This is a genomic window from Neisseria sicca, from assembly GCF_003044565.1.
GTDB classification, from domain to species: domain Bacteria; phylum Pseudomonadota; class Gammaproteobacteria; order Burkholderiales; family Neisseriaceae; genus Neisseria; species Neisseria sicca_A.
Genome location: NZ_POXG01000003.1, coordinates 320,840 through 344,100, shown reverse-complemented (window position 1 = coordinate 344,100; position 23,261 = coordinate 320,840). Strand labels below are relative to the sequence as shown.

Genomic DNA, 23,261 nt, shown 5'->3' with positions numbered 1-23,261 from the left:
CTGCCTAACCACCTTTAGCCTTACGCCATCCATAACTCGAAAGAATAAAAAATGTCTGCAAACCTGTCTTCAGCATTGGAAACCTTCAAACAGCAGCGTGATGCCGCCGAAGCGCATTATTTAAAAGCCAACCGCGTGTCGGTATTTTTCAGGGAATATACGGCGGCAGTCGAAACCTTGCTGGCGGCACTTTGGGACAAACATTTCCAAAACAGCGGTTTATGCCTGATGGCAACCGGCGGCTTCGGGCGCGGCGAGCTGTATCCTTATTCTGATTTGGATTTGGCGGTCGTGTCGTCTGAAACCGTTTCAGACGACCTCCAAGAGAAAATCGCGGCTTTTGTACAGGATTTGTGGGACATGAAACTTGCGCCGTCGGTCAAAAGCGGCAGCGTTGATGAGCTGTGTGAAAGCGTGCGCGATGATATTACGGGGGACACAGCGTTTTTAGAGGCTCGTTTTTTGTTCGGCAACCGCCAGACAGCAGACGAGTTGACGGAAAAAATGAACGCGCAACGCAATGTAGCGGCGTTTATCGAAGCAAAACTGGTGGAGATGGAACACCGCCATGCCAAATCGCAAGGCTCAGGGGCGGTGTTGGAACCGAACATCAAAAGCTGTCCGGGCGGTCTGCGCGACATCCACACCCTGCTTTGGATAGCGAAAGCGCAAGGTTTGGCAACCAATCTTCCTGCGTTGGTACAACAAGGTATTCTGACGCGCACCGAAGCCGGTATGCTTTCGCACGGCTACCGCCGCCTCGCCCACATCCGCATCCATCTGCATTTAAACGCGAAGCGCGCCGAAGACCGCCTGCTGTTCGATTTACAGCCGCAAGTCGCCGAAAGTATGGGCTATCAAGACTTGAATCTCCGCCGCCAAAGCGAAGAACTGATGCGCGTGTTTTACCGCGCGATTAAAACCGTCAAACAATTGAGCGGCATCCTCACGCCCATGCTACAAAGCCGCGTTTCTTCGACGCCGATGCGCGTTACCCTGCGGATTGACGACGACTACATCCAAGTGAACAACCAAATCGCCGCGCGGCACACCGATATTTTTTTCAGACGACCCGAACACATTTTCAAAATCGTCGAAATCATGCAGCAGCGCAACGACATTACCGCGCTCGAACCTCAAACCCTGCGCGCATGGTGGGGCGCGACGCGCAAAATCAACCGCAGCTTCTACCAAAATCCCGAAAACCGCCGCCGTTTCGCCGGCTTTTTCCGCAGCGGCAACGGACTGACCCAAACCCTGCGCTTTCTCAACCTCTACGGCGTGCTCGGCCGCTATCTGCCCGCATGGGAAAAAATCGTCGGTCTGCTCCAGCATGACCTGTTCCACATTTATCCTGTGGACGACCATATCCTCGCCGTCGTCCGCAACGTCCGCCGCCTTGCCCTAGACATGCACAGCCACGAGCTGCCCTACGCCTCCGCACTGATGCAGTCCTTTGAAAAACAAGACATCCTCTATCTCGCCGCCTTCTTCCACGACATCGCCAAAGGACGCGGCGGCGACCATGCCATACAAGGCATCGCAGACGCGCGCCAATTTGCCGCCGACCACTTCCTGACCGAAGAAGAAAGCGACCTGCTCGCCTGGCTGGTCGAAAACCACCTGCTCATGTCCACCGTCGCCCAAAAAGAAGACATCCAAGACCCCGACGTACTCGATGCCTTCTGCAAACGCGTACAAACCCACGAACGCCTCAGCGCACTCTACCTTCTCACCATTTCCGACATACGCGGCACCAATCCCAAACTGTGGAACGCATGGCGCGCCAGCCTGCTGGAAAGCCTGTTTCACGCCGCCGGACGCTACCTCGCAGGCAACGGAGGCAACCCGCACGCCCTCTTCGGCCGCCGCCAACAAGAAGCCGCCGAATTGCTTACCCGCGCCGCCGTCCCCGAAAAACAGCAGAAAAAACTATGGAACGCGCTCGGTTCTGCCTACTTCGCCCGCCATCAGTCCCGCGAAATCCTGTGGCACGCCGCCAACCTCGTACATGACTTTGAAACTCCCATCGTCCGCAGCCGCATCCTGCCCAAAAGCGACAGCTTTCAAGTCATGGTCTTCATGCCCAACGGTCCGCGCCTGTTCGCTCGCCTCTGCCGCATCTTCAGCCGCCACGGCTTCGACATCCTTGCCGCCCGCGCCTTTATCACCGAACACGACTACATCCTCGACACCTTCATCGTGCAAATCCCCTCGCAACACGCCCCCGAAGACTACCCCGACATCCAAAGCGCGCTCGAAGCAGAACTCAACAGCTTTATCCACGGACACACCGTTTCCGAAACCCAAAGCCACAGCCGCCGCATCAGCCGCCGCAGCCGCTACATGCCGATTGCACCGAGCATCACCATCACACCCGAAGAAGACTATCCCGACTGGTATTCCGTCGAAATCACCGCCGTCAACCGCCCCTTCCTGCTCGCCGACATGGCGGAAGTCTTCTTCGCCCACAACGTCAGCCTGCGTTACGCCAAAATCTCCACGCTGGACGAACGCGTCGAAGACAGCTTCATCGTCTTCAGCCCCGATTTGAAAAATCCGAAAACGCAGTCGTCGTTGAAACAGGCTTTGTTGGAACAATTGTCGGTGTGATGGGTGGATTTAAGGGAAAAGTAAGAGGTCGTCTGAAAACCTGTTTTCGATTTTCAGACGACCTCTGTTTTTGGTTTTGAGACAGTTTTCAATCAAAAACCTATTTCTTTTGTTCTGCCTGTCGATGTGAATCAACTTAGCCAACAGGCAATCGTTCACACTTTTTCACCCGTGTTTATAGTGGATTAAATTTAAATCAGGACAAGGCGACGAAGCCGCAGACAGTACAGATAGTACGGAACCGATTCACTTGGTGCTTCAGCACCTTAGAGAATCGTTCTCTTTGAGCTAAGGCGAGGCAACGCCGTACTGGTTTAAATTTAATCCACTATAAAGCTAATATAAATGTTCTCCTTATATCAAAAGGTCGTCTGAAACCCTATTCCCAGTTTTCAGACGACCTTTCTATCTATTCCTTTTAAGCCAATAATTCCCGCCAGCGTTTGACTTGGAAGCGCACTTGTTCCGGCGCGGTTCCGCCCAAGTGGTTGCGCGCGTTCAGGCTGCCTTCGGGTGTCAGTACGCCGTACACGTCGTCTGAAATCAAGTTGCTGAAACCTTGCAAGACTGCAAGCGGCAGTTCGCTCAAATCGACGCCCGCTTGATCGGCGTGGCGCACGGCTTGGGCGACGACTTCGTGGCTGTCGCGGAAAGGCATGCCTTTTTTTACCAAGTAATCTGCCAAATCGGTGGCGGTGGCGAAGCCCTGCATGACGGCGGCGCGCATATTGTCGGGTTTGACGGTCACGCCGCGCATCATATCGGCGTAAATCCGCAGTGTGTCGATGAGCGTGTCGGCGGTGTCAAACAGCGGTTCTTTGTCTTCCTGATTGTCTTTGTTGTACGCCAAGGGCTGAGATTTCATCAGGGTAATCAAGCCGATAAGGTGTCCGATGACTCGACCGGATTTGCCGCGCACGAGTTCGGGAACGTCGGGATTTTTCTTCTGCGGCATGATGGACGAACCCGTACAGAAACGGTCGGCAATGTCGATAAAGCCGAAACGCGGACTCATCCACAAAATCAATTCTTCAGACAGGCGGCTCAGGTGGATCATAATCAACGATGCTGCTGCGGTGAACTCAATGGCAAAATCGCGGTCGGATACGGCATCGAGCGAGTTTTGGCAGATTTGTTCAAAGCCCAGCAATTCGGCGGTGATTTCGCGCTGAATCGGATAAGTCGTACCGGCAAGGGCGGCAGCGCCGAGCGGCATACGGTTGACGCGTTTGCGACAGTCGGTCATGCGCTCGAAATCGCGTCCGAGCATTTCGACATAGGCGAGCATGTGGTGTCCGAAGCTGACGGGCTGGGCGACTTGCAGATGGGTAAAACCGGGCATGACGGTTTCGGCGTTTTGTTCCGCCAAATCGACCAAAGCCGTTTGCAGGCTTCGAATCAGGTCTTGAATAACGGTAATTTGATCGCGCAGCCACAGGCGGATGTCGGTGGCGACTTGGTCGTTGCGGCTGCGTCCGGTGTGCAGGCGTTTGCCCGCATCGCCGATTTTATCGGTCAGACGGCGTTCGATGTTCATATGGACATCTTCTAAATCCAGCGACCAAGAAATAGTACCGTCCTTGATTTCTGCTATAATCTCCGCCATTCCCTGACGGATCGCCGCCAAATCTTCTTCACTCAAAACACCTGATTGAACAAGCATTTGCGCGTGCGCCAGCGAACCCTGAATGTCCCACTCGGCAAGCCGTTTATCGAAATCGATCGAACCGGTGTATTTTTTTACCAGTTCGGAAACAGGCTCGTTGAAACGGCCAGACCAGGTTTTGTCCTTACTCATGGTTTCATCCTCAGATAAAATAACAGAGCCGATAAGGCTCGTATAAACGCATTAAAAGAAAACGGTTGGAAATATTTTATGTCTATTATACGTCAAATCAACAATACATTCGCCGCCCCGGACCTGCGCAATTCCGCGACAGTCGTGCGCCTTTTGATTATTGTCTTGGGCAGTCTGTTTTTTCTACCCTTAATCAGCGATTCCTCACTCTCCTATTCCGCAGAGATTTACCACCACTCCAAATGGATATTCCCCGTACTTTTGGGCATTTTGGTCAAAGCCTATTTCGTCAATATATTCGTACCTTCCATCAAAGAAGCACCCTACGGCGTCATTATTACCTATCTTTTGAACCTGTCGATATTTGTGATTGTTGATTTTATCGTTTTAAAAACGAATGGCAGATCGCTGTCGCAACATTTTTTCCTATTCAACCTGTTCCTGCTCGGGCTGATGTATTACGAAGGTTCGCGCCGCAACGGGCTTGCGCCTTCGGTTTCCGAAGCCCGCCTCAGCGCGCTGACCGCCCGTATCCGCCCGCATTTCCTGTTCAACAGCCTCAATGCCGCCATCAGCCTGATCCGCCTGCGCCCGTATGACGCGGAAACCCTGTTGGAAAACCTCGCCAACCTGTTCCGCGCCCAACTGCGTGACGGCAGCCAAAGCAGCACTTTAGGACAGGAAATCGAGTGGGCACAGGAATACATCGCCATCGAACAAATCCGTATGGGTCATATGCGCGTGCAGGTTATGTGGCAGCACCAAGCGCCCGATGACGCGGAAACGCCGCACCTCCTGCTCCAACCCCTTTTGGAAAACGCGGTCTTCCACGGCGTCGAATCGACCCACCGCCCCGGCATGATTACCGTGTTTACCAAGCTCAACAAATCATCCATTTACATCCGCATCGAAAACCCGTACACCCCGCCTGAAAGCAGCGAAAACGCCAAGCCGCACAAGGGCAACTCGATGGCGCTGCGCAACCTCAAAGAACGTCTGACACTGATGTACGACAACGACGCCAAAATCCAAAGCCGCCAACTCGACGGCATTTTCCGCGTCGACATCCGCCTGCCTTACCGCAAAAAAGCGTCTGATGTGAACAGACTGTTCGGTTGATACAAGCATTTCCCACCCATAGACTTCTACGGCAAGCGCACACTTCTCAATCAGATTTACACCGAAAGCCTCATCAAAAAGGTCGTCTGAAAAATTTCAGACGACCTCAAACAAACCACCGTCAACCTTATGAAAACCAAAACAATCTTAAAATGGCTTCCCGTGGTTTTGTCCGTCTTGGGCGCATTGGGTTACAGCTCGCGCGATACCGAAATCATCCGCTCCGGCGTGCAATTCGCTTCTGCGCTCACAGGCAGCAGCCATTTCGGCATGGAAGCCTTCGGCGCATTATTATCGGAAACCGTCAAATCAGGGTCGTCTGAAAATAATGCACACCAAAGCCGTCCGCACACTCAAAAACGCAATCCCGCCGCGCCCCATACCTATCGCGGCAAAATCTCCAAAATCCACGACGGCGACACGCTCCACGTTATCGACGAAGACGGCGCGAAACACAAAATCCGCATGGCGTATATCGACGCGCCCGAAATCAATCAGGCATACGGCACACGTTCGCGGGACAACTTAATTGACGCCGCCGACGGTAAAAAGGTGAAGGTACTCGTATTTGAAACAGACCGCTACAAACGTGAAGTCGCGCAAGTTTCCGTCGGCACAACCGATTTGAACCTCATGCAACTGCGCGACGGAGCGGCATGGCATTACGACAGCTACGCCAAAAAGCAGCAAAGCAAAACCGCCTACACCGACTACGCCGCCGCCCAAAAACAGGCAAAACAAAAACGCAAAGGCTTGTGGAGCGGTAAAAATCCCCAAGCCCCGTGGAACTTCCGCCGCGAAGAGCGCGAAGGGCAAAACGGCGGACACAACGACCGCCGTGAAGAATCAGGCGGACAATGGTTTGGGATTTGGTAACTAGCAGCTTTCGACATTTCATTTTTCAAGTGGATTTTTGTTCATAAAGCGGAAGATTCAAGGCGGAAACCGCAACAAGGTTGGACGCCTTGCGAGGATTTCCAACGCAGAAAATGCCGCTTTGGGGATAAAAAGGCACAGAAACTATTGAATGTCGACAGCCCATAGTATAAGCAAAGGTCGTCTGAAAAGCGTTTTCAGACGACCTTTTGACCTTTTAATGAATCCAACACATTAACGGCATTGCAGCCAAGTACGTTTGAGATGATCGACATCCGTCACTTTGCAGACATTTCCGGAGCAGTTGACCGAATAATCTACCTTGACCGGACTGCCCCATTGTTTGAAGCTGGCACGAATTTTGCCGTTGGACAAGGCAGACACGCTGACCTTTACTTCGGTTTCAGGATCCTGACTGTTCCATATCGGATCAGCCTCCACACACAAATCCGCCGACCGAGAAGCAGTACGGATGGCTTTTTTCAAAGAAGCATCTGCATATCGGTTCAAAATCTTCACGCCCGATTCATCATCGCGGCTTGCTTCTTGATAAATTTTCTTAACCAAATGAATCTTGGCGGCATTGTCTCCGCTTGCAAAAGAGACAGACGGCACCAGTAACGCAGCGAAAAGTATTGTCGCTATTTTGTTCATATTATGTTTTCCTAAAATCGAATCATGCCTAGCCTACCGCCCAATACCCTATTGAAACCATACTCAGTATTGACTTGGCAGGCATCAACCGTAAAAATACAAAAAGAATTATATCCATTGGATATGTTTTTTCAAACCGATTTAAACGTCATCAACACATTACCCATCCTATAAAGAGGTCGTCTGAAATGCCTGTCATGCTGATTGTCCGTCCGTCCGCGCGTGCGGGAGATGATGTGCGCACCTGTTCGCAGGCGGGGTGGAGCGCGCGGGTGTTGAGTCCGGTTGAAATCGAGCCGGATGAAACGGCGTTGCGCGGCTTGAAAGAACAGTTTTCCCGTGCGGACGCGGTATTTTGGGTCAGTCCGACGGCAGTTGAAACCGCTGCGCCGTATGTGGATTTTGCAGACGACCTGAAGGCTCAGATTGCGGTCGGTCAGGCAAGCGGTCGGGCGTTGGTACGCTGCGGCGCTAAAAATGTGTCTGTGCCGCAAGAAGGCAACGACAGCGAGGCAGTGTTGCGGCTGCCAGTTTGGGATACGCTGCCGCAGGGCGCACGCATATTGATTGTGCGCGGACGCGGCGGGCGCGATTTTTTGGCGGAGTCGTTAAAGAAAAAAGGCTTTGCGGTGGAAATCGCGGAAGTGTATTTCAGACGACCTAATGAATTGAATTGGCAGGATTTTGATGCCGAATCCATTGATGCCGCCTTTATCGCTTCGGGCGAACTGGTGCGCGGGCTGTTTACGCAGGTTCCGCCGCAATTTTCCCGATTCTTCGAATCCTTGTTATACTTCACCCATCATCCGCGCATAGCCAACGCGCTTCGCGAGGCGGGTGCGCGCCACATACGGGTCGTCGCTTCTTTGAAAGCGGCACTTTCATCATTTCCTAAGGAGCAAACCGATGAGCCGGTCTGAAGACAATCCATCCGAAGCAAACGAAGCCGGTCGGCCGATTATCGTCGACAGTCAGGGCAATGCGGGGTCGTCTGAAACAGCGGCTCCGAAAAAGGCAAAACAGCCTAAAACCTCCGAATACGCAGGAACACACATGTCTGAATCTAAAAATCTTCCCCAAAACCAACCCGCCCCCGTCATCATTAAACAATCCGGCGGCAGAGGGCTGGCAGCAGGCGCGCTGGTGCTGGCGCTGCTGGGTTTGGGCGTAAGCGGCTTTTTGTTTGTACAAGGGCAGAACGTTTTGAAAAACCAAGAGCTTTCGTTTAACCAAAAGCTCGATAAAGCTGCCTTGGGCGAATCTGAAAACGCTTTACTCCTGAAAGACCATTTAAACCGCCAAACCGCCATCCAAGCCGAAATCGACCGTTTGGGCAAAGCGCAAATGGCAAACAGCGAACAAATCCTGTTGACGCAAAAAGCGTATCAGGAGCTGACCAAAGGGCGCGTCAACTGGCTGGTTGACGAAGCGGAAACCATGTTGAACCTTGCCTCGCAGCAACTGCTGTTGTCAGGCAACGTACAAGGCGCAGCCGCAGTATTGGAACACATCGACGGCCGCCTGAGCCGTTTCGACCATCCCGAACTGCTGCCTATCAAACAAGCCGTCAGCCATGATTTGGCGGCATTGAAAAACCGTCCGTATGTCGATATTTCCGGCACGGCGTTGCGCCTCGACCGTTTGGAAACCGCCGTTTCCGGTCTGCCGCTGGTGTTGGACGGCGTATTGCAGCCGGGCGAGCAGGCGCAAAGCAACGGCGCATCTTCAGGCTCTTGGTGGCAAAACGCTTGGGATAAATCTTTGGTTGCGCTTAAAGGGCTGGTGGAAGTCCGCCGACTCGACAATAAAGACGCGATGCTGCTGTCGCCCGAACAGGCGTATTTCGTCCGCGAGAACCTCCGCCTGCGCCTTTTGGACGCGCGTACCGCGTTGTTGCAGCACAACGGCGAGGTTTATCAAAGCGATTTGAACTACGTCGAAGCGGCGGTCAGACAATACTTTGACGGCAAATCGCCCGCAACGCAGGCATGGCTGAAAGAGTTGTCCGAATTGAAAGCGCTGGATGTACGCATGATTTCAGACGACAGCTTGAAAGCCAGCCTCAGCGCAGTCCGCGCTTATCAAGACGGCACACGCGTTCCGGTCGCACTGCCTGAGCCTGTAACCTCCGCCGCGTCCGCGCCTCTGCCCTCCGCCGCTTCCGAAGCTGCCGCTCCTCAAACCGCCGCACCCGCAGGCGAAACTGCTTCTGCACCGAAAACCGCATCAGCTCCGAAGGCTCCCCATCCTGCCAAAGCAAGACCTGGTCCTGCGCAGAAACCTGCTCCAGCCGCCCAAACAGAAGCGAAACCTTTAGAAGCTCCGGCGCTGCCTTCCGAGACCAAGCCGCAAAACATTTCCGAGCCGGAAAAGAAAGCCGCTCCTGAAAAACAAAACCGCCCTGCCGCCGATGTTGAGACCAAAGGAGGCCGCGCATGAAAGCTGTCGTCTGGATTGTCGTTTTATTCGCAGCCGCAGTCGGTATCGTCCTAACTTCCGGTGTTTACACGGGTAATGTCTATATCGTCGTCGGACAAGTTATGATGCGGGTCAACCTGCACGCCTTTGTCTTAGGGTTGGTCCTTTTTGTCGTTGCCCTGTATTTCCTGATCAAATTCATCGTCGGCCTGATGAACATCCCCACCCGTATGCAGCGTTTCGGCACGGCGCGCAAAGGTCGTCAGGCAGCCGTCGCTTTGAACAGCGCAGGTTTGGCGTTTTTTGAAGGCCGCTTTGAAAAAGCGGAGCAAGAAGCCGCCAAAGTATTGGAAAACAAAGAAGCCGGCGACAACCGCAATCTCGCGCTGATGTTGGGCGCGCACGCCGCCGACCAAATGGAAAACTTCGAGCTGCGCGACCACTACCTGAAAGACATCGAAAAACTGCCGAACAAACAGCAGCTTTCCCGCTATCTGTTGTTGGCGGAATCCGCACTCAGCCGCCGCGATTATCCAACCGCCCTGGAAAATCTGAACGCCGCCGCGCGCATCCATCCCAACCTGTCCCGCCTCGCCCGCCTACAACTGCGTTATGCCTTTGACCACGGCGATGCGGAAGATGTGTTGGCGAAATCTGAAAAACTGATGAAAGCCGGCGCGATAAACGATTTTGAAGCGGAACAATACCAAAGCTGGGCATACCGCCGCCTGTTGGCGGAAGCATCAGACGCAGCTCGTCTGAAAGCCTGTCTGAAACGCATTCCCGAAGCACTCAAAGCGGACGAATTGTGTGTCGCCATTGCCGAAAAATACGAGCGTCTCGGACTCTATACCGAAGCCGTCAAATGGGTACGCCACTATTATCCGCAAAACCGCCGTCCCGAACTTTTGGAAGCCTTTGTCGAAAGCGTCCGCTTCTTCAACGAACGCGGTCAGCAAAAAGCCATCGACCTTGCCGATTCTTGGCTGAAAGACAAACCTGACGACGCGCCGCTCTTGATGTACCTCGGACAGCTTGCCTACGGTCGTAGCCTGTGGGGTAAAGCGCAAAGTTACCTCGAGGCCAGCATCGCCCTGCAACCGAGCATCGCCGCCCGCCTCATGCTGGCGCGTGTACTCGACGAAACCGGACAACCGCAAAAAGCTCAGGAACAACGGAAGTTGGTTTTGGAAGCCGTCTCCGAAGAAGAACGCCACGCAGCGTTGGAGCAGCATAGCTGAGTTTAGGAAAACACTCTTATCTAGGAGAATTTGATGGGACTTTCAGATTCCTTTAAGTCAAAGAAAGAAATATTTGAAATTGGAACGCCTGCTTATAATCAAAGGTTGATTGATGTTTGGAAAAAGAGCATTAAGGGAGATGAAAAATCTTGGGTGCTCTTTGAAAATGGAACTTGCGTCATTTTACTTGAGCCGGAAAAAGATTTAGCGAAACAAGCTAAAGAGATATTAAGCAAATGGGGCAGAGTTCAAACAGGATCACCATCTGCAGACTTTGGCATTATCACTTTAGACAGTGGCGATGGATATGCCGTTTCATGCCATCATCCCGAAATTTTTACCCTGGTCCTAAAAGAAGAAGGATTGGATGAAGATTTCAAAATCGGTATCGAAGGGCGTTCTAATCGCGATTGTGATGCTGAAGAACTCAAAGTTATCCATATCGAAGATAAACGCGCTATACAGACCTCGTAAAAGGCTGCTGCCGTTTAATCACCTACTGATGATTGTCCCTAGATAAATATGTTCGTCTCCCCCCTTTTCAGACGACCTTTCATTGCGAAAACCGCCGCAAAGGTCGTCTGAAAACCGTTTTCCTTCCCTGTTTTACAAACAAACTGAAAGCCCCACATGACCTCTTTGAAAAACGACACTTTTCTCCGCGCCCTGCTCAAACAGCCCGTCGAATACACGCCGATTTGGATGATGCGTCAGGCGGGGCGTTATCTGCCCGAATACAAAGCCACGCGCGCGAAAGCGGGCAGCTTCCTCGATTTGTGTAAAAACACCGAATTGGCAACGGAAGTCACCATCCAGCCCTTAGAACGCTTCGATTTGGACGCGGCGATTCTGTTCTCCGACATCCTGACCGTTCCCGACGCAATGGGCTTGGGACTGTATTTTGCCGAAGGCGAAGGCCCGAAATTCGAACGCGCCTTGCAACACGAAGCCGACATTACCAAGCTGCAAGTTCCCGATATGGAAAAACTGCAATACGTTTTCGACGCGGTAACTTCCATCCGTAAAGCATTGGACGGTCGCGTACCGCTTATCGGTTTCTCCGGCAGCCCGTTCACGCTCGCCTGCTACATGGTCGAAGGCGGCAGCAGCAAAGAATTCCGCACCATCAAAACCATGATGTACTCGCACCCCGATTTGCTGCACAAAATCCTCGACACCAACGCCCAAGCCGTTACCGCCTACCTCAACGCCCAAATCGACGCGGGTGCGCAGGCTGTGCAGATTTTCGACACTTGGGGCGGCGTCCTGAGCGACGCGGCGTTTAAAGAATTCAGCCTCAAATACATCCGCCAAATCGTTGCCGGATTGAAACGCGAAAGCGAAGGCAGACGCGTTCCCGTCATCGTGTTTGCCAAAGGCGGAGGACTGTGGCTGGAAAGCATGGCGGAAATCGGCGCAGACGCATTAGGCTTGGACTGGACGTGCAACATCGGCGAAGCACGCCGCCGCGTCGGCAACCAAGTCGCCCTGCAAGGTAACTTCGACCCGTTTGCCCTCTTCGGCACGCCCGAATCCATCCGCACCGAAGTCGCGCGCATCCTAGCCGACTACGGGCACGGCAGCGGCCATGTCTTCAACCTCGGACACGGCATCAACCAACACGCCGACCCCGAACACGCCAAAATCTTAGTCGATACCGTACACGAACTGTCGCGCCAATATCACGCCTGATTGAGCGCGTAACGTAAAAGGTCGTCTGAAACCAAGCTTCTTGAGCAGTTTTGGTTTCAGACGACCTTTTGTTTTGCGTTAGGTTAAAAGTAAAAATAAGACATTTTCTATTTAATCGACTGCATATTTACCAAAATCAAATCAGATTGATTTCACATATTTCAAAAGGTGGGTATGATAACGTTCTTTCAAAACTACCATTCCAATTTCAATAAAACCCACTTTTTTAGGGGCTGTCAACAGCCCCTCTAGGAACACATACATGAGTTTTCAAGACTATTTCGTCAATCTGATATTGAGCGGCGTGATGATTATCGGCGCTTATCAATTTTACTTCTATACCCAACGCCACCCCTTGCGCAAAGAGATTATTTGGAATTCCCCAATAGACGAAAAAATCCCTTTCCGCCCGCGTTGGTCGTGGATATACAGCTTCCTTTACTACCCCGCCATCCTCTACCTCAACATCATCGCCACCGACCACCGTCATTTCAACATGATGGCGTTCAGCTTCCTGATGTTGCTGTTTATGCAAATGCTGTTCTTCTGGCTGTTTCCCGTTTCCACTCCGCCGCATTGGCGCAGCATCAATACCGGCAAAACACCGTCTGAATGGTTTTTACAATTTGTTCAAAAGTTCGACCAAGCCAGCAACTGCTTCCCCAGTATGCACGTTTCCGTCGCCATGTTGACCGCCCTGCACGCGCTGCCGACTTTGGGTGCCGCCGCGTTCCTCTTTCCCGTATTGATTGCCCTGTCCTGCATCTTTACCAAACAGCATTACCTGATTGACCTGCCCGCAGGCGCGGCATTGGGCGGCTTTGCCTACTGGCTGTATCTTTTAGTGCTTTGACGCACCCAAGCCCGTAAAAACAAAACCTAAAAGGTCGTCTGAAAACGAGCGCAGCGAGTTTCGCTAAAAAGAAAAATACCCGCTTATCGGTGTAAACTCGTTTTTCAGACGACCTTTGTATATACTCATCATCTGAACCTTACCGTCTCAAACCAGTCAGATTCAAAAATATAGTGGATTAACTTTAAACCAGTACGGCGTTGCCTCGCCTTAGCTCAAAGAGAACGATTCTCTAAGGTACTGAAGCACCAAGTGAATCGGTTCCGTACTATCTGTACTGTCTGCGGCTTCGTCGCCTTGTCCTGATTTTTGTTAATCCACTATACATCCGCTCCCGCCATTCCTCCACCGCCTATCGAACATGACTTTTCTAAAAGACATCACCTGGACAGAAATCTTCATTTTCGCCCACACCTGCGCCGCACTCGGCTGCGTCTTGCGAGTGTTGTACAAACAAAAAAACATCGGCTCCACCTTCGCCTGGCTGATTATCCTCTTCCTATTCCCCGTCTTTGGTACCATCGCCTACCTGCTTATCGGCGAACCCCGACTCGGCACGGCGCGGGCAAAGCGCACGGGCGAGATGAACCGCTTCTACCAAAGCTTTGCCGAAAGCTACCTCTCCGAGATCTACCTCGGTGTCGGCGACAACGTCAAATCCCGTTATCACGGCATCAGCAGAGTCGCCGCCAAAGGAACGGGACTGGGCGCAACGCGCAACAACGCCATGACGCTGCTGTCCACCACCGATGAAATCATCGACACCATGCTTGCCGACATCCGCGCCGCCCGCCATTCCTGCATGCTCGCCTTCTACATCATCGAACCTGAAGGCAGGATAGAAGAACTGTTAAACGAACTCCTCGCCGCCGCCGACAGAGGTTTGGATTGCGCCATCCTTGCCGATGCCGTCGGCAGCAGCCGCTTTTTCGACAGCGGCTGGGTAGAAACCCTGTGCGAAGCCGGCATAGAAGTCCACGCCTCATTGCCCGTCGGCGTCTGGCGCACCTTCTTCACCCGCACCGATCTGCGCAACCACCGCAAAATCCTCGTCATCGACAGCAAAATCGGCTACACCGGCAGCTTCAACCTCGTCGATCCCCGCTTCTTCAAAAAAGATTCAGGCGTCGGCGAATGGGTGGACGTCATGATGCGCTGCACCGGCCCGATGGTACTCGAACTCTCCGCCGTCTTCTTTGCCGACCTCGCCGTCGAAACCGACGAAAACCTCGAAGGCGTACAACAATATCTGACACAGGCGCAAGAGCGCATTCCCGAAATCCTTCCCGAAAAAATGCAGCAGGGCGACATCGTCGCCCAAGTCATCCCCTCCGCGCCCGAACAAGGCAGCCACGTCATTTACGAAACCATCATCAGCGCGATTTACGCCGCCACCAAACAAATCACCATCACCACCCCCTATTTTGTCCCCGACGAACCCCTACTGATGGCATTGACCATCGCCGCCAAACGCGGCGTCAAAGTTACCCTGATTCTGCCCGATAAAGTCGATTCCTTCATGGTGCGCTACGCCTCCCGCGCCTACTACCCCATGCTGCTCGACGCAGGCGTCAAAATCGCCATGTTCAAAGGCGGACTTCTACACGCCAAAACCATGACCATAGACGAAGACTACGCCCTCTTCGGCACGGTCAACATGGACATGCGCAGCTTCTTCCTCAACCTCGAAATCAGCCTCGCCATCTACGACCGCGACATCACCAAACAAATCTGCAACCTGCAACGCGACTACCTCAAAAACAGCAGCTACATCACCGTCAAAGCATGGCAGCAACGCTCCAAATTCCGCGGGTTGATTGAAAACACCGTCCGCCTGATGAGTCCGCTGTTATAGGCAGGCTTACCGTTCGTACAAGACCAAAGGTCGTCTGAAAAGCTTGAAACCCTTTTCAGACGACCCTTTTGTTTGGATATAGTGGATTAACAAAAATCAGGACAAGGCAACGAAGCCGCAGACAGTACAAATAGTACGGAACCGATTCACTTGGTGCTTCAGCACCTTAGAGAATCGTTCTCTTTGAGCTAAGGCGAGGCAATGACGTACTGGTTTAAAGTTAATCCACTATAACAGTTGTCAGCCCGAAGACAGATAGATAATATAAACCGAATATTTTTCATCTCGCCCGCGCCCCGTAAACAAATATTCCCGGGCTTGGTGCTTGTAAAATTTGAATTAAAAGGCAATCAACAATGAAAAAGACTTGGAACCAAATACTTGAATCGGCGCAACCCGTGGTTGATTTTTTGTCATCAGACAGTTTCTTTTCCCGTCCTTATGATGGAGATCGTGAAAAGTTTATCGTTACCACCTCTCCGGAGGAAGCCAGATATCTGTTAGGCGACGAATGGGATGAGTGGGAGGAGATTATAGATACTCAGCAATTCTCGGGCTTGGAGGATTTCGATTGGCACTACTTGATTGGTGCTAAATTAATTAATACCAATTGCCTGGGAGCCCTAGATAAGGATTTTCATGGTGCAGATAAAAAGCTCACGATAGAGGGGGTAGTAAACCTACTGGAAGAAACAATGCCTGACAATATGAGGATTTTATTGAATTGTTACGCCAATAACTATATACCGGAGATTTGGAAAGATATCTTATATGTTTACCAACATAACGGTCTCCCTTGTGGTTGGAAAGGAGATTATCCGGAAGGGAAAATGATCATTTTTTCCAATGAATAAATGATGAGAAAACTGTACCCCGTTTGAAATCTTAATTCATGTGTATGGGTGGGCTTGAAAAGGTCGTCTGAAAAGTTCAAATCTATAGGAAATATTGAAATTTTTGATTCTGTAAAAAGAAAATAGATTAAATAAACGGCACCTTCATCATTTATTCTAAAACAGGGTCTCGAAACCGAATAATTTCTGAAATTAAAAGCGCCTATGATGTATTTTTATATAGATAGCAATAACATATGCAAGGTTGAACGTAAAAATTTAAAATCATCTGATGAAATGATTGCAGATTTTCTGGAAGAAGATGTTATGGGAGTAGCAAATACTGTTGATTTAATAATAGACAATATTAGTCAAGTCCAAAACGGTAAAATAGAAATTTGGGAAGGTACGGGTAATGCACACACAATTTCCATAACAAAAGATAAGATAAATATTTTTAACGAATTTACTGAAATGGATGTGACCATTTATGACTTTGGATACTTTTTGTCCCTTTTATATCAATGGAGAAAATTGATTGAAAGTAGGACCATAAATCAAACTTGATTTTTTGATCATTATTCACAAAGTTAGTTTGAGTCGAAGACCCAACATTTAAAAAGGTCGTCTGAAAAGCTTGAAATCCGTTTCAGACGACCTCTTAAAACAAACCCTGCTTACAAAGGAAATAACCGCATGAACCCCATCCGCTCCTTCTTAGACCATACTCCGCAAGTCCATGAGTCCTGCCTTATCGATGAAACTTCGGTCATCATCGGCAAAGTGTCGCTTGCCGAAGACGTATCCGTCTGGCCGTATGCCGTTTTGCGCGGCGATGTGAACAGCATCAGCATCGGCGCGCGCAGCAATGTACAGGACGGCAGCGTCTTGCACGTTTCGCACAAAAACGCGGAAAAGCCTGAAGGTTCGCCCCTTGTCATCGGCGAAGACGTTACCGTCGGACACAAAGTCATGCTGCACGGCTGCCGTATCGGCGATCGTGTGTTAATCGGCATGGGTACGACTATTTTGGACGATGCCGTCGTCGAAAGCGACGTAATGATAGGCGCTGGCAGCTTGGTACCGCCGCGCAAACGTTTGGAAAGCGGCTATCTTTATGTCGGTTCGCCCGTCAAACAAGTCCGCCCGCTGACGGACAAGGAAAAAGAGTTTTTGAAATATTCGTCCGCGCATTATGTGCGGTTGGCAGGACAGCACAAGCAGTCAAAATAAGCCCTCTGCGCGCCCTATCGCTATAATTGATGGGGCTTCGCTGTCTGCTCCCGATTTTCAGACGACCCATCCCGATACCGACCATGAACCCCGAAACCCTGCAAGATTTCCTGCATACCCACATCCCTGCGACCGCCCTGCTCGATCTAAGCGTCTTGGAAACTACGGCGGAACAAACCGTACTTTTCGCGCCCCACGCCCCCAACCGCAATCATAAAAATACTGCCTTCGGCGGCAGTATCGCGTTGGCGGCAACCGTCGGCGGCTGGGCAACTGTGTATCTCAACTGCCCCGAATCGGATGGCAATATCGTCATTCAAGAAGGCAGCACCCGCTACCTGCGCCCTGCACGAGGCGATCTGACCATCATCACACGCAGTCCGCCGGCTGAAGAGTGGCAAAAACTCAAAACCATGTTCGAGCGCCATAAAAAAGGAAAAATCGCCCTGCAAACCGAAATCTATTCGGAAAACGAATTGGCTGCCGTCTTTGACGGACGGTTTGTCGTATTGGGATAAGGTATCGGCTGTTTCATAGACAAAGGTCGTCTGAAATTTTCAGACGACCTTTTTATATCCAGCGGATGCCTGTTCACACCCACAACCACGCCCAAACGCTGCGCCCTTCGCCTTGCAGCAACACCAGCGTTCGGCAGGCGGAGGCTGTGTTCATACATTCCAACCCGATGCCGTGTGCGGCAAGTTCGGCGGCGATTTTCGGATGGAGGAACTGCTGCTTCTCCCCCGTGCCAATAATGATGACTTCGGGCAAACTGTCCGACTCGGAGGTCGTCTGAAACAGGTCGGCGGCAGTCAGTTCGGACGGCGTTTGCACGTTCATTGCTTCGATTTTGCCGTTGCGCCAGATGATGGGTGTGGTGTAGGTTTTGCCGCCCGCTTCGATTGCGCCCGCCCGATAAGCGGTCAGGCTCAGGGTTTCATCGGTTTTGTTTTCTTCAATCAGCATTTTTCTTCCGTTTCTTTCTCGGCTTGATATATCAATTTCAAACAGGCTTGCCGCCCTTTCGCCGCGTTCCGTAAAAAAGGTGCAAAATCAGGCAATTTCAGGTAGGATGGGCGACTTTAGCCTGCGCCTTCCGCCCTTGCAAAATCAGCATTATATCAATCTGCGGCGGCGGTGCGTTTCGGGCTTTCTGAATTTCTGTTTTTACTTTTTGATTTAAGAGAATCGGCTCACAAGGAGGCACAATGAAGCCAGTAAACATCGGTCTTTTAGGTTTAGGTACGGTCGGCGGCGGTACGGCTGCCGTGTTGCAGGACAATGCGGCGGAAATCAGCCGCCGTTTGGGACGCGAAGTGCGCATCAGTGCCGTATGCGACTTGAGCGAAGAAAAAGCCCGCCAAATCTGTCCGTCCGCAGCCTTCGTCAAAGACCCGTTCGAACTGGTGGCGCGTGAAGACGTCGATGTCGTCGTCGAATTGTTCGGCGGTACCGGCATCGCCAAAGATGCCGTATTAAAAGCCATTGAAAACGGCAAACACATCGTTACCGCCAACAAAAAACTGCTCGCCGAATACGGCAACGAAATCTTCCCGCTGGCGGAAGAAAAAAACGTCATGGTGCAATTTGAAGCGGCAGTAGCAGGCGGCATCCCGATTATCAAAGCCCTGCGCGAAGGCCTCGCCGCCAACCGCATCCGCAGCATCGCCGGCATCATCAACGGCACCAGCAACTTCATCCTCTCCGAAATGCGCGAAAAAGGCAGCGCATTTGCCGACGTATTGAAAGAAGCGCAGGCATTGGGCTATGCCGAAGCCGACCCGACCTTCGACATCGAAGGCAACGACGCAGGCCATAAAATCACCATCATGAGCGCGCTGGCATTCGGTACGCCGATGAACTTCCCCGCCTGCTACCTCGAAGGCATCAGCAAACTCGACAGCCGCGACATCAAATACGCCGAAGAACTCGGCTACCGCATCAAACTTCTGGGTATCACCCGCAAAACCGACAAAGGCATCGAATTGCGCGTCCATCCAACCCTGATTCCCGAAAGCCGCCTCTTGGCAAACGTCAACGGCGTGATGAACGCCGTGCGCGTCAACGCCGATATGGTCGGCGAAACCTTATATTACGGCGCGGGCGCGGGCGCATTGCCGACCGCTTCCGCCGTGGTCGCCGACATCATCGACATCGCCCGCCTGATTGAAGCCGATACCGGCCACCGCGTACCGCATCTGGCGTTCCAACCCGCCCAAGTCCAAGCGCAAACCATCCTGCCTATGGACGAAATCACCAGCAGCTACTACCTGCGCGTCCAAGCCAAAGACGAACCGGGTACGCTGGGGCAAATCGCCGCGCTTTTGGCAAAAGAAAACGTGTCCATCGAAGCCTTAATCCAAAAAGGCGTGATCGACCAAACCACCGCCGAAATCGTGATTCTGACCCACAGCACGGTCGAGAAAAACATCAAGCGCGCGATTGCCGCCATTGAAGCATTAAACTGCGTGGAAAAACCGATCACCATGATCCGTATGGAAAGCCTGCATGACTGAGCCGAAAAACGAAATGTCCGCCGAAGAGCAAGCCGCGGCGCGTAAAAAAGCGAAAGCCAAAATCCGCACCATCCGCATTTGGGCATGGGTCATTTTGGCACTGCTCGCCGCGACTGCCCTGCTCTCGCAATGCGCCATGTCCAAACCGCAGGCGAAGCAGAACATCTTTGAATCTTGCGTGAAAAACATCCCCTTTGCCGAAAAATGGCAAAACGATTTGAAAGCAAGAGGCTTGGATTCAAACAACAGCAAACTCGCCGCCGATTACTGCACCTGTATGTGGGACAAGCCTTTGGACAAGCTCTCTGAAGAACAAATCCGTTCATTGGGCAAACTCAGCCCGCAAGAACAGCTCGACCTGCTTGGCGGCGCGCAAGCGTTTGAAGATCGCGACAGGCAGTGTGTGGCAGGTTTGAAGGCAGAATAATCCGGTTTTAACATAGCAAAAAGGTCGTCTGAAAAAACTCCGTTTGTTTTTTCAGACGACCTTTTTATTAATAAGGGATTCACTGCACATCAGGATGGAACAACAAACTATGCTCGTGCGGTCGGTTTCTTCCCTTCCAACCATGCCTTCAGTTTTTCCTCATCCAAAAACCAATGGCAGATTTCTTCGTCCCCATCCAATAACACGGGGACAAGTTCGTTATACTTTTCTTCTAAAACAGGGTCTTCATCGACATCGAAGATTTCCAACTCAAAACCGAATGCCTCTTGATACGGCTTGAGCTGTTCACGCATTTTGTGACAGAGACTGCAATATTCTCGAAACATCAGGGTCAGCTTCATGGCGGATGCTTTGCGGTGTGGTAAACGAAAAACGGATTGTAAGATAAAGGCTGCCGTCAATGCAAAGGTCGTCTGAAACCCTGATTGCGGTTTCAGACGACCTTTGATAATGCTTTAGACAAGATTAGGATTGCACATTGATACCGGCGGTAACTGTCGTTTGTGCACTGTTGGCATTCAGGAAGGAAGCCGCCAGTTCGCCGCAGCAGCCGCAGCAAGTGGCAACGCCCAATTGAGCCTGCAAATCGCTCATGGTACTCGCGCCTGCAGCGATGGTTTCTTTGATGTCGTGGTCGGTAATGGCGTTGCAAATGCAAACAAACATGATGTGCTCCGTGTTTTCTTTCGCTCAGTATTGATAGTGTGTTTTATTCTTAAACGTAAATATAAATAAAAACAGTTTGCATTGCAAGACCGGTTCGAACGGTTTTATTTGGTAATTTTCTATTGATTTTCTTGTTTCGATTGATTCAATAGATTGGAACCATATTCTAAAAACAACCAAGCCGCGCACGTCATCGAGATTCACAGCAAATAAAAAAATACAGGCTGCGCAACGGCAAGCCTGTATTTTTTATCTTTTCATTTTGCAATACCGCTATTTCCCTTTCACATCAATTACCCACACTTCCGACTGCGAACCCAAGCGCAGCGGAATCCCCCAGAAACCGTAGCCGGACGTGACAAAAAAATGTCTTCCGCCGATTTCCTCGTAGCCGTAGGCAAGGCGGTAGAGTGTGTGCACAATCAGGTTTGCCGGCGCGATTTGACCGTTGTGGACATGACCGGAAACTTGAACGTCAATAGGCAGCTTGGCGTGCGCCTCGACTTCGGTCGGGCGGTGATCCATCAACAAAACGGGCTGGTCGGTATTGTGGTTTTCCAGCAACTGAGAGACAGACGGACGGTCGTGGTCCAAATCGTCGTTGCGGCCGACGAGCAGGAAAGCATCGTGTTGCAACACTTGGTTGCCGAGTACGGTAATGCCTGCCGCTTCGAGGTCATGGCGGATGCGCGCGCTGTCGCCGAACATATCGTGATTGCCCAAAGTCGCGTAAACGCCCAGCGGCGCTTTCAGACGACCCAGATGCGGCTGCATATTCTCTTTGCGGTAGGCATCGACGTTGTCGTCCATCAAATCGCCCGGCAACAGGATTAAATCGACTTTTTCGCGGTTCATGATGTCCACCAGCTTATCCAGTTGCCGCGCGCCGAACAAAATCCCTAAGTGCAGGTCGCTTGCCATGCCGATACGCAGCGGTTTGTCCATTTTCTTATCGATCACGACGGTCTGATGACGGACGACGGGCGTATAGGCGTTGTACATCCCCAAGCCGACCAAACCTAATACGAACAGCGGCGCAAACAAGCGCAGACTGCGCGACAGCGATCGGCTTGCCACAAATTTGCGCAGCAGCAGAAACAGAACAAACGTCGCCAGTGCCGCATACATCACAAACAGCAGCAACACCATCCAAAACGCCATGATGCGGAACATAAAATGTCCCAATTCCAACAAAAGCCCCGCCAACAGGCCGTTAGTCACGAAATACGACACCCCCATCAGCCAACGCCTGCCCGCCTTGCCGACCACCGGCGCGAACAGCCATTGCAACGAACGCCCCAGTCCGAACGTGAAAAGCTGGAGCAATACAATCATAATCAAAAACATCGTACCGAACATAAAGCGAACCTGTTGAAAATCAAAAAACAAACGGCGGATTCTATCATATCCGCCCTTTCAGACGAGGTCGTCTGAAAACCTTAAGTGCTATAATACCGCCTGAAAAATCCAATAAACCGAAAAGGAACCACAATGCCCCGCCCGCAAACCGCCATCATCCCCGATCACGCCCAAGCCGGCATATTTATCGAAGCCGACATCCGCGACGGTCGCTACGATGACATCAAAACCGCCTGCCGAAGCTCGCTTGAAGCTTTGGCGAAGCTGAAAACCCGCTTTCCCGAAGATATTTTAGGCATGACCATCGCCTTCGGCAGCGACGCATGGAAAGCATTCGGACACGCAGAAGAAGGCAGCGAAATCAAACCCTTCCCCGTCATGGGCAACGGTCTTGCCCCCTCAACCCAACACGATATCTACATCCACATCCAAGCCTACCGCCAAAAAGCCGCCTTCGCACTCGCACAATCCGTCTTTGCCGCGTTCGGCGACAGCATCAGCATCGCCACCGAAGAACACGGCCTGCGCCTTTATGAAGACCGCGGACTGGACGGCTTTGTCGATGGAACTGAAAACCCGCAAGGCGATGAAAACGTCCGCAATGTCGCCATTATTCCCGAAGGCCGACCCGATGCCGGCGGCAGCTACGTCCTGCTGCAAAAATACCTGCACGACCTGAAAAAATGGGATGCCGTCCCCGTTGCTGAACAAGAAGCCAGCGTTGGCCGCAGCAAAGAAGCGAATGAAGAGTTCAGCAAAGACGTGCGCCTGCCCGATTCGCATTTAGGCCGCGTCAACCTGAAAGAAAACGGCGTGGGTCTGAAAATCGTCCGCCGCAGCCTGCCCTTCGGCAAAATCAGCGGCGAACACGGCCTGATGTTCACCGCCTACTGCCACACCCTGCACAACATCGAAGTGCAGCTTTTACATATGTTCGGCGATGCCGACGGCAAAACCGACCTGCTGCTCAAGCATCTTTCCACCGCCGTGTCCGGCGCATATTACTACGCCCCTTCGGTCGAGCGTTTGCAGGATTTGTAAAACCGCATTGCCGATGTGAAATATTGAAGCCCTAAGACGAAAGGTC

At 51.8% G+C, this 23,261-nt stretch carries 23 protein-coding genes; 17 read left to right on the top strand and 6 right to left on the bottom strand.

Annotated features, from left to right (window positions below):
* Positions 1-51: 51 nt before the first annotated feature.
* On the top strand, positions 52-2,613 hold the full coding sequence (gene glnD / locus DBZ16_RS08820; RefSeq protein ID WP_107813713.1) for a [protein-PII] uridylyltransferase: 2,562 nt from the start codon (positions 52-54) through the stop codon (positions 2,611-2,613).
* A 418-nt stretch (positions 2,614-3,031) separates the two neighbouring features.
* Here the strand turns inward: glnD and argH are convergent, their stop codons facing one another.
* Positions 3,032-4,411, bottom strand: coding sequence for an argininosuccinate lyase (gene argH, locus DBZ16_RS08810; RefSeq protein ID WP_107813712.1), 1,380 nt, complete (start codon positions 4,409-4,411; stop codon positions 3,032-3,034).
* 78 nt (positions 4,412-4,489) lie between these two features.
* On the opposite strand from argH, the gene DBZ16_RS08805 reads away from it, so the two are divergent.
* Entirely contained in the window at positions 4,490-5,530 is a 1,041-nt protein-coding gene (locus DBZ16_RS08805; protein WP_107813711.1) for a sensor histidine kinase, read from the top strand.
* A 129-nt stretch (positions 5,531-5,659) separates the two neighbouring features.
* Positions 5,660-6,406: a thermonuclease family protein gene (locus tag DBZ16_RS08800; protein ID WP_107813710.1), complete on the top strand. Its 747-nt coding sequence runs from the start codon at positions 5,660-5,662 to the stop codon at positions 6,404-6,406.
* A 234-nt stretch (positions 6,407-6,640) separates the two neighbouring features.
* On the opposite strand, the gene DBZ16_RS08795 is transcribed toward DBZ16_RS08800, so the two are convergent.
* Positions 6,641-7,060 carry a hypothetical protein gene (locus tag DBZ16_RS08795; protein ID WP_107813709.1) on the bottom strand — a complete coding sequence of 140 codons (420 nt, stop codon included), beginning with the start codon at positions 7,058-7,060 and terminating at the stop codon, positions 6,641-6,643.
* 188 nt (positions 7,061-7,248) lie between these two features.
* Here DBZ16_RS08795 and DBZ16_RS08790 point away from each other — a divergent pair, with 188 nt between their 5' ends.
* The 11 genes from DBZ16_RS08790 to DBZ16_RS08740 all read left to right on the top strand — a co-directional run bounded on the left by DBZ16_RS08790 (position 7,249) and on the right by DBZ16_RS08740 (position 17,703).
* Complete coding sequence (locus DBZ16_RS08790) at positions 7,249-7,980, top strand: uroporphyrinogen-III synthase (RefSeq protein ID WP_107813708.1); 732 nt, start codon at positions 7,249-7,251, stop codon at positions 7,978-7,980.
* Positions 7,967-9,499 carry a uroporphyrinogen-III C-methyltransferase gene (locus DBZ16_RS08785; protein WP_167390279.1) on the top strand — a complete coding sequence of 511 codons (1,533 nt, stop codon included), beginning with the start codon at positions 7,967-7,969 and terminating at the stop codon, positions 9,497-9,499. Before DBZ16_RS08790 ends, DBZ16_RS08785 begins: the two co-directional genes overlap by 14 nt.
* Positions 9,496-10,719 (top strand): heme biosynthesis protein HemY, encoded by a 1,224-nt coding sequence (locus DBZ16_RS08780; RefSeq protein WP_107813707.1) that lies wholly within the window; start codon positions 9,496-9,498, stop codon positions 10,717-10,719. The genes DBZ16_RS08785 and DBZ16_RS08780 overlap by 4 nt, the downstream gene beginning before the upstream one ends.
* Before the next feature lie 33 nt (positions 10,720-10,752).
* Positions 10,753-11,193 carry a hypothetical protein gene (locus tag DBZ16_RS08775; RefSeq protein WP_070513674.1) on the top strand — a complete coding sequence of 147 codons (441 nt, stop codon included), beginning with the start codon at positions 10,753-10,755 and terminating at the stop codon, positions 11,191-11,193.
* 156 nt (positions 11,194-11,349) lie between these two features.
* Positions 11,350-12,411, top strand: coding sequence for a uroporphyrinogen decarboxylase (hemE, locus tag DBZ16_RS08770; protein ID WP_107813706.1), 1,062 nt, complete (start codon positions 11,350-11,352; stop codon positions 12,409-12,411).
* 262 nt (positions 12,412-12,673) lie between these two features.
* A complete protein-coding gene (locus DBZ16_RS08765) occupies positions 12,674-13,264 on the top strand; it encodes a phosphatase PAP2 family protein (RefSeq protein ID WP_107813705.1) in 591 nt (196 codons plus the stop codon).
* A gap of 361 nt (positions 13,265-13,625) precedes the next feature.
* Positions 13,626-15,119, top strand: coding sequence for a cardiolipin synthase (gene cls, locus DBZ16_RS08760; RefSeq protein ID WP_107813704.1), 1,494 nt, complete (start codon positions 13,626-13,628; stop codon positions 15,117-15,119).
* A gap of 356 nt (positions 15,120-15,475) precedes the next feature.
* Entirely contained in the window at positions 15,476-15,973 is a 498-nt protein-coding gene (locus DBZ16_RS08755; protein ID WP_107813703.1) for a hypothetical protein, read from the top strand.
* A 204-nt stretch (positions 15,974-16,177) separates the two neighbouring features.
* Entirely contained in the window at positions 16,178-16,519 is a 342-nt protein-coding gene (locus DBZ16_RS08750) for a hypothetical protein (protein WP_240600309.1), read from the top strand.
* A gap of 129 nt (positions 16,520-16,648) precedes the next feature.
* Complete coding sequence (locus DBZ16_RS08745) at positions 16,649-17,185, top strand: gamma carbonic anhydrase family protein (RefSeq protein WP_107813701.1); 537 nt, start codon at positions 16,649-16,651, stop codon at positions 17,183-17,185.
* A gap of 83 nt (positions 17,186-17,268) precedes the next feature.
* Positions 17,269-17,703, top strand: coding sequence for a YiiD C-terminal domain-containing protein (locus DBZ16_RS08740; protein ID WP_167390278.1), 435 nt, complete (start codon positions 17,269-17,271; stop codon positions 17,701-17,703).
* A gap of 73 nt (positions 17,704-17,776) precedes the next feature.
* On the opposite strand, the gene DBZ16_RS08735 is transcribed toward DBZ16_RS08740, so the two are convergent.
* On the bottom strand, positions 17,777-18,151 hold the full coding sequence (locus DBZ16_RS08735) for an Mth938-like domain-containing protein (protein WP_107813699.1): 375 nt from the start codon (positions 18,149-18,151) through the stop codon (positions 17,777-17,779).
* A gap of 242 nt (positions 18,152-18,393) precedes the next feature.
* Between DBZ16_RS08735 and DBZ16_RS08730 the strand changes: the two genes are divergently transcribed.
* Both DBZ16_RS08730 and DBZ16_RS08725 read left to right on the top strand, forming a co-directional pair.
* Positions 18,394-19,701 carry a homoserine dehydrogenase gene (locus DBZ16_RS08730; RefSeq protein WP_107813698.1) on the top strand — a complete coding sequence of 436 codons (1,308 nt, stop codon included), beginning with the start codon at positions 18,394-18,396 and terminating at the stop codon, positions 19,699-19,701.
* Entirely contained in the window at positions 19,694-20,128 is a 435-nt protein-coding gene (locus DBZ16_RS08725) for a hypothetical protein (RefSeq protein WP_107813697.1), read from the top strand. Before DBZ16_RS08730 ends, DBZ16_RS08725 begins: the two co-directional genes overlap by 8 nt.
* Positions 20,129-20,235: 107 nt before the next feature.
* On the opposite strand, the gene DBZ16_RS08720 is transcribed toward DBZ16_RS08725, so the two are convergent.
* From DBZ16_RS08720 to DBZ16_RS08705, 3 genes are all read right to left on the bottom strand, one after another.
* Entirely contained in the window at positions 20,236-20,490 is a 255-nt protein-coding gene (locus DBZ16_RS08720) for a glutaredoxin family protein (protein WP_107813696.1), read from the bottom strand.
* Positions 20,491-20,614: 124 nt separating this feature from the next.
* Entirely contained in the window at positions 20,615-20,815 is a 201-nt protein-coding gene (locus tag DBZ16_RS08715; RefSeq protein ID WP_003755307.1) for a (2Fe-2S)-binding protein, read from the bottom strand.
* A gap of 273 nt (positions 20,816-21,088) precedes the next feature.
* A complete protein-coding gene (locus DBZ16_RS08705) occupies positions 21,089-22,174 on the bottom strand; it encodes a metallophosphoesterase (protein WP_107813694.1) in 1,086 nt (361 codons plus the stop codon).
* 132 nt (positions 22,175-22,306) lie between these two features.
* Between DBZ16_RS08705 and DBZ16_RS08700 the strand changes: the two genes are divergently transcribed.
* A complete protein-coding gene (locus DBZ16_RS08700; RefSeq protein WP_107813693.1) occupies positions 22,307-23,215 on the top strand; it encodes a Dyp-type peroxidase in 909 nt (302 codons plus the stop codon).
* Positions 23,216-23,261: the final 46 nt, after the last annotated feature.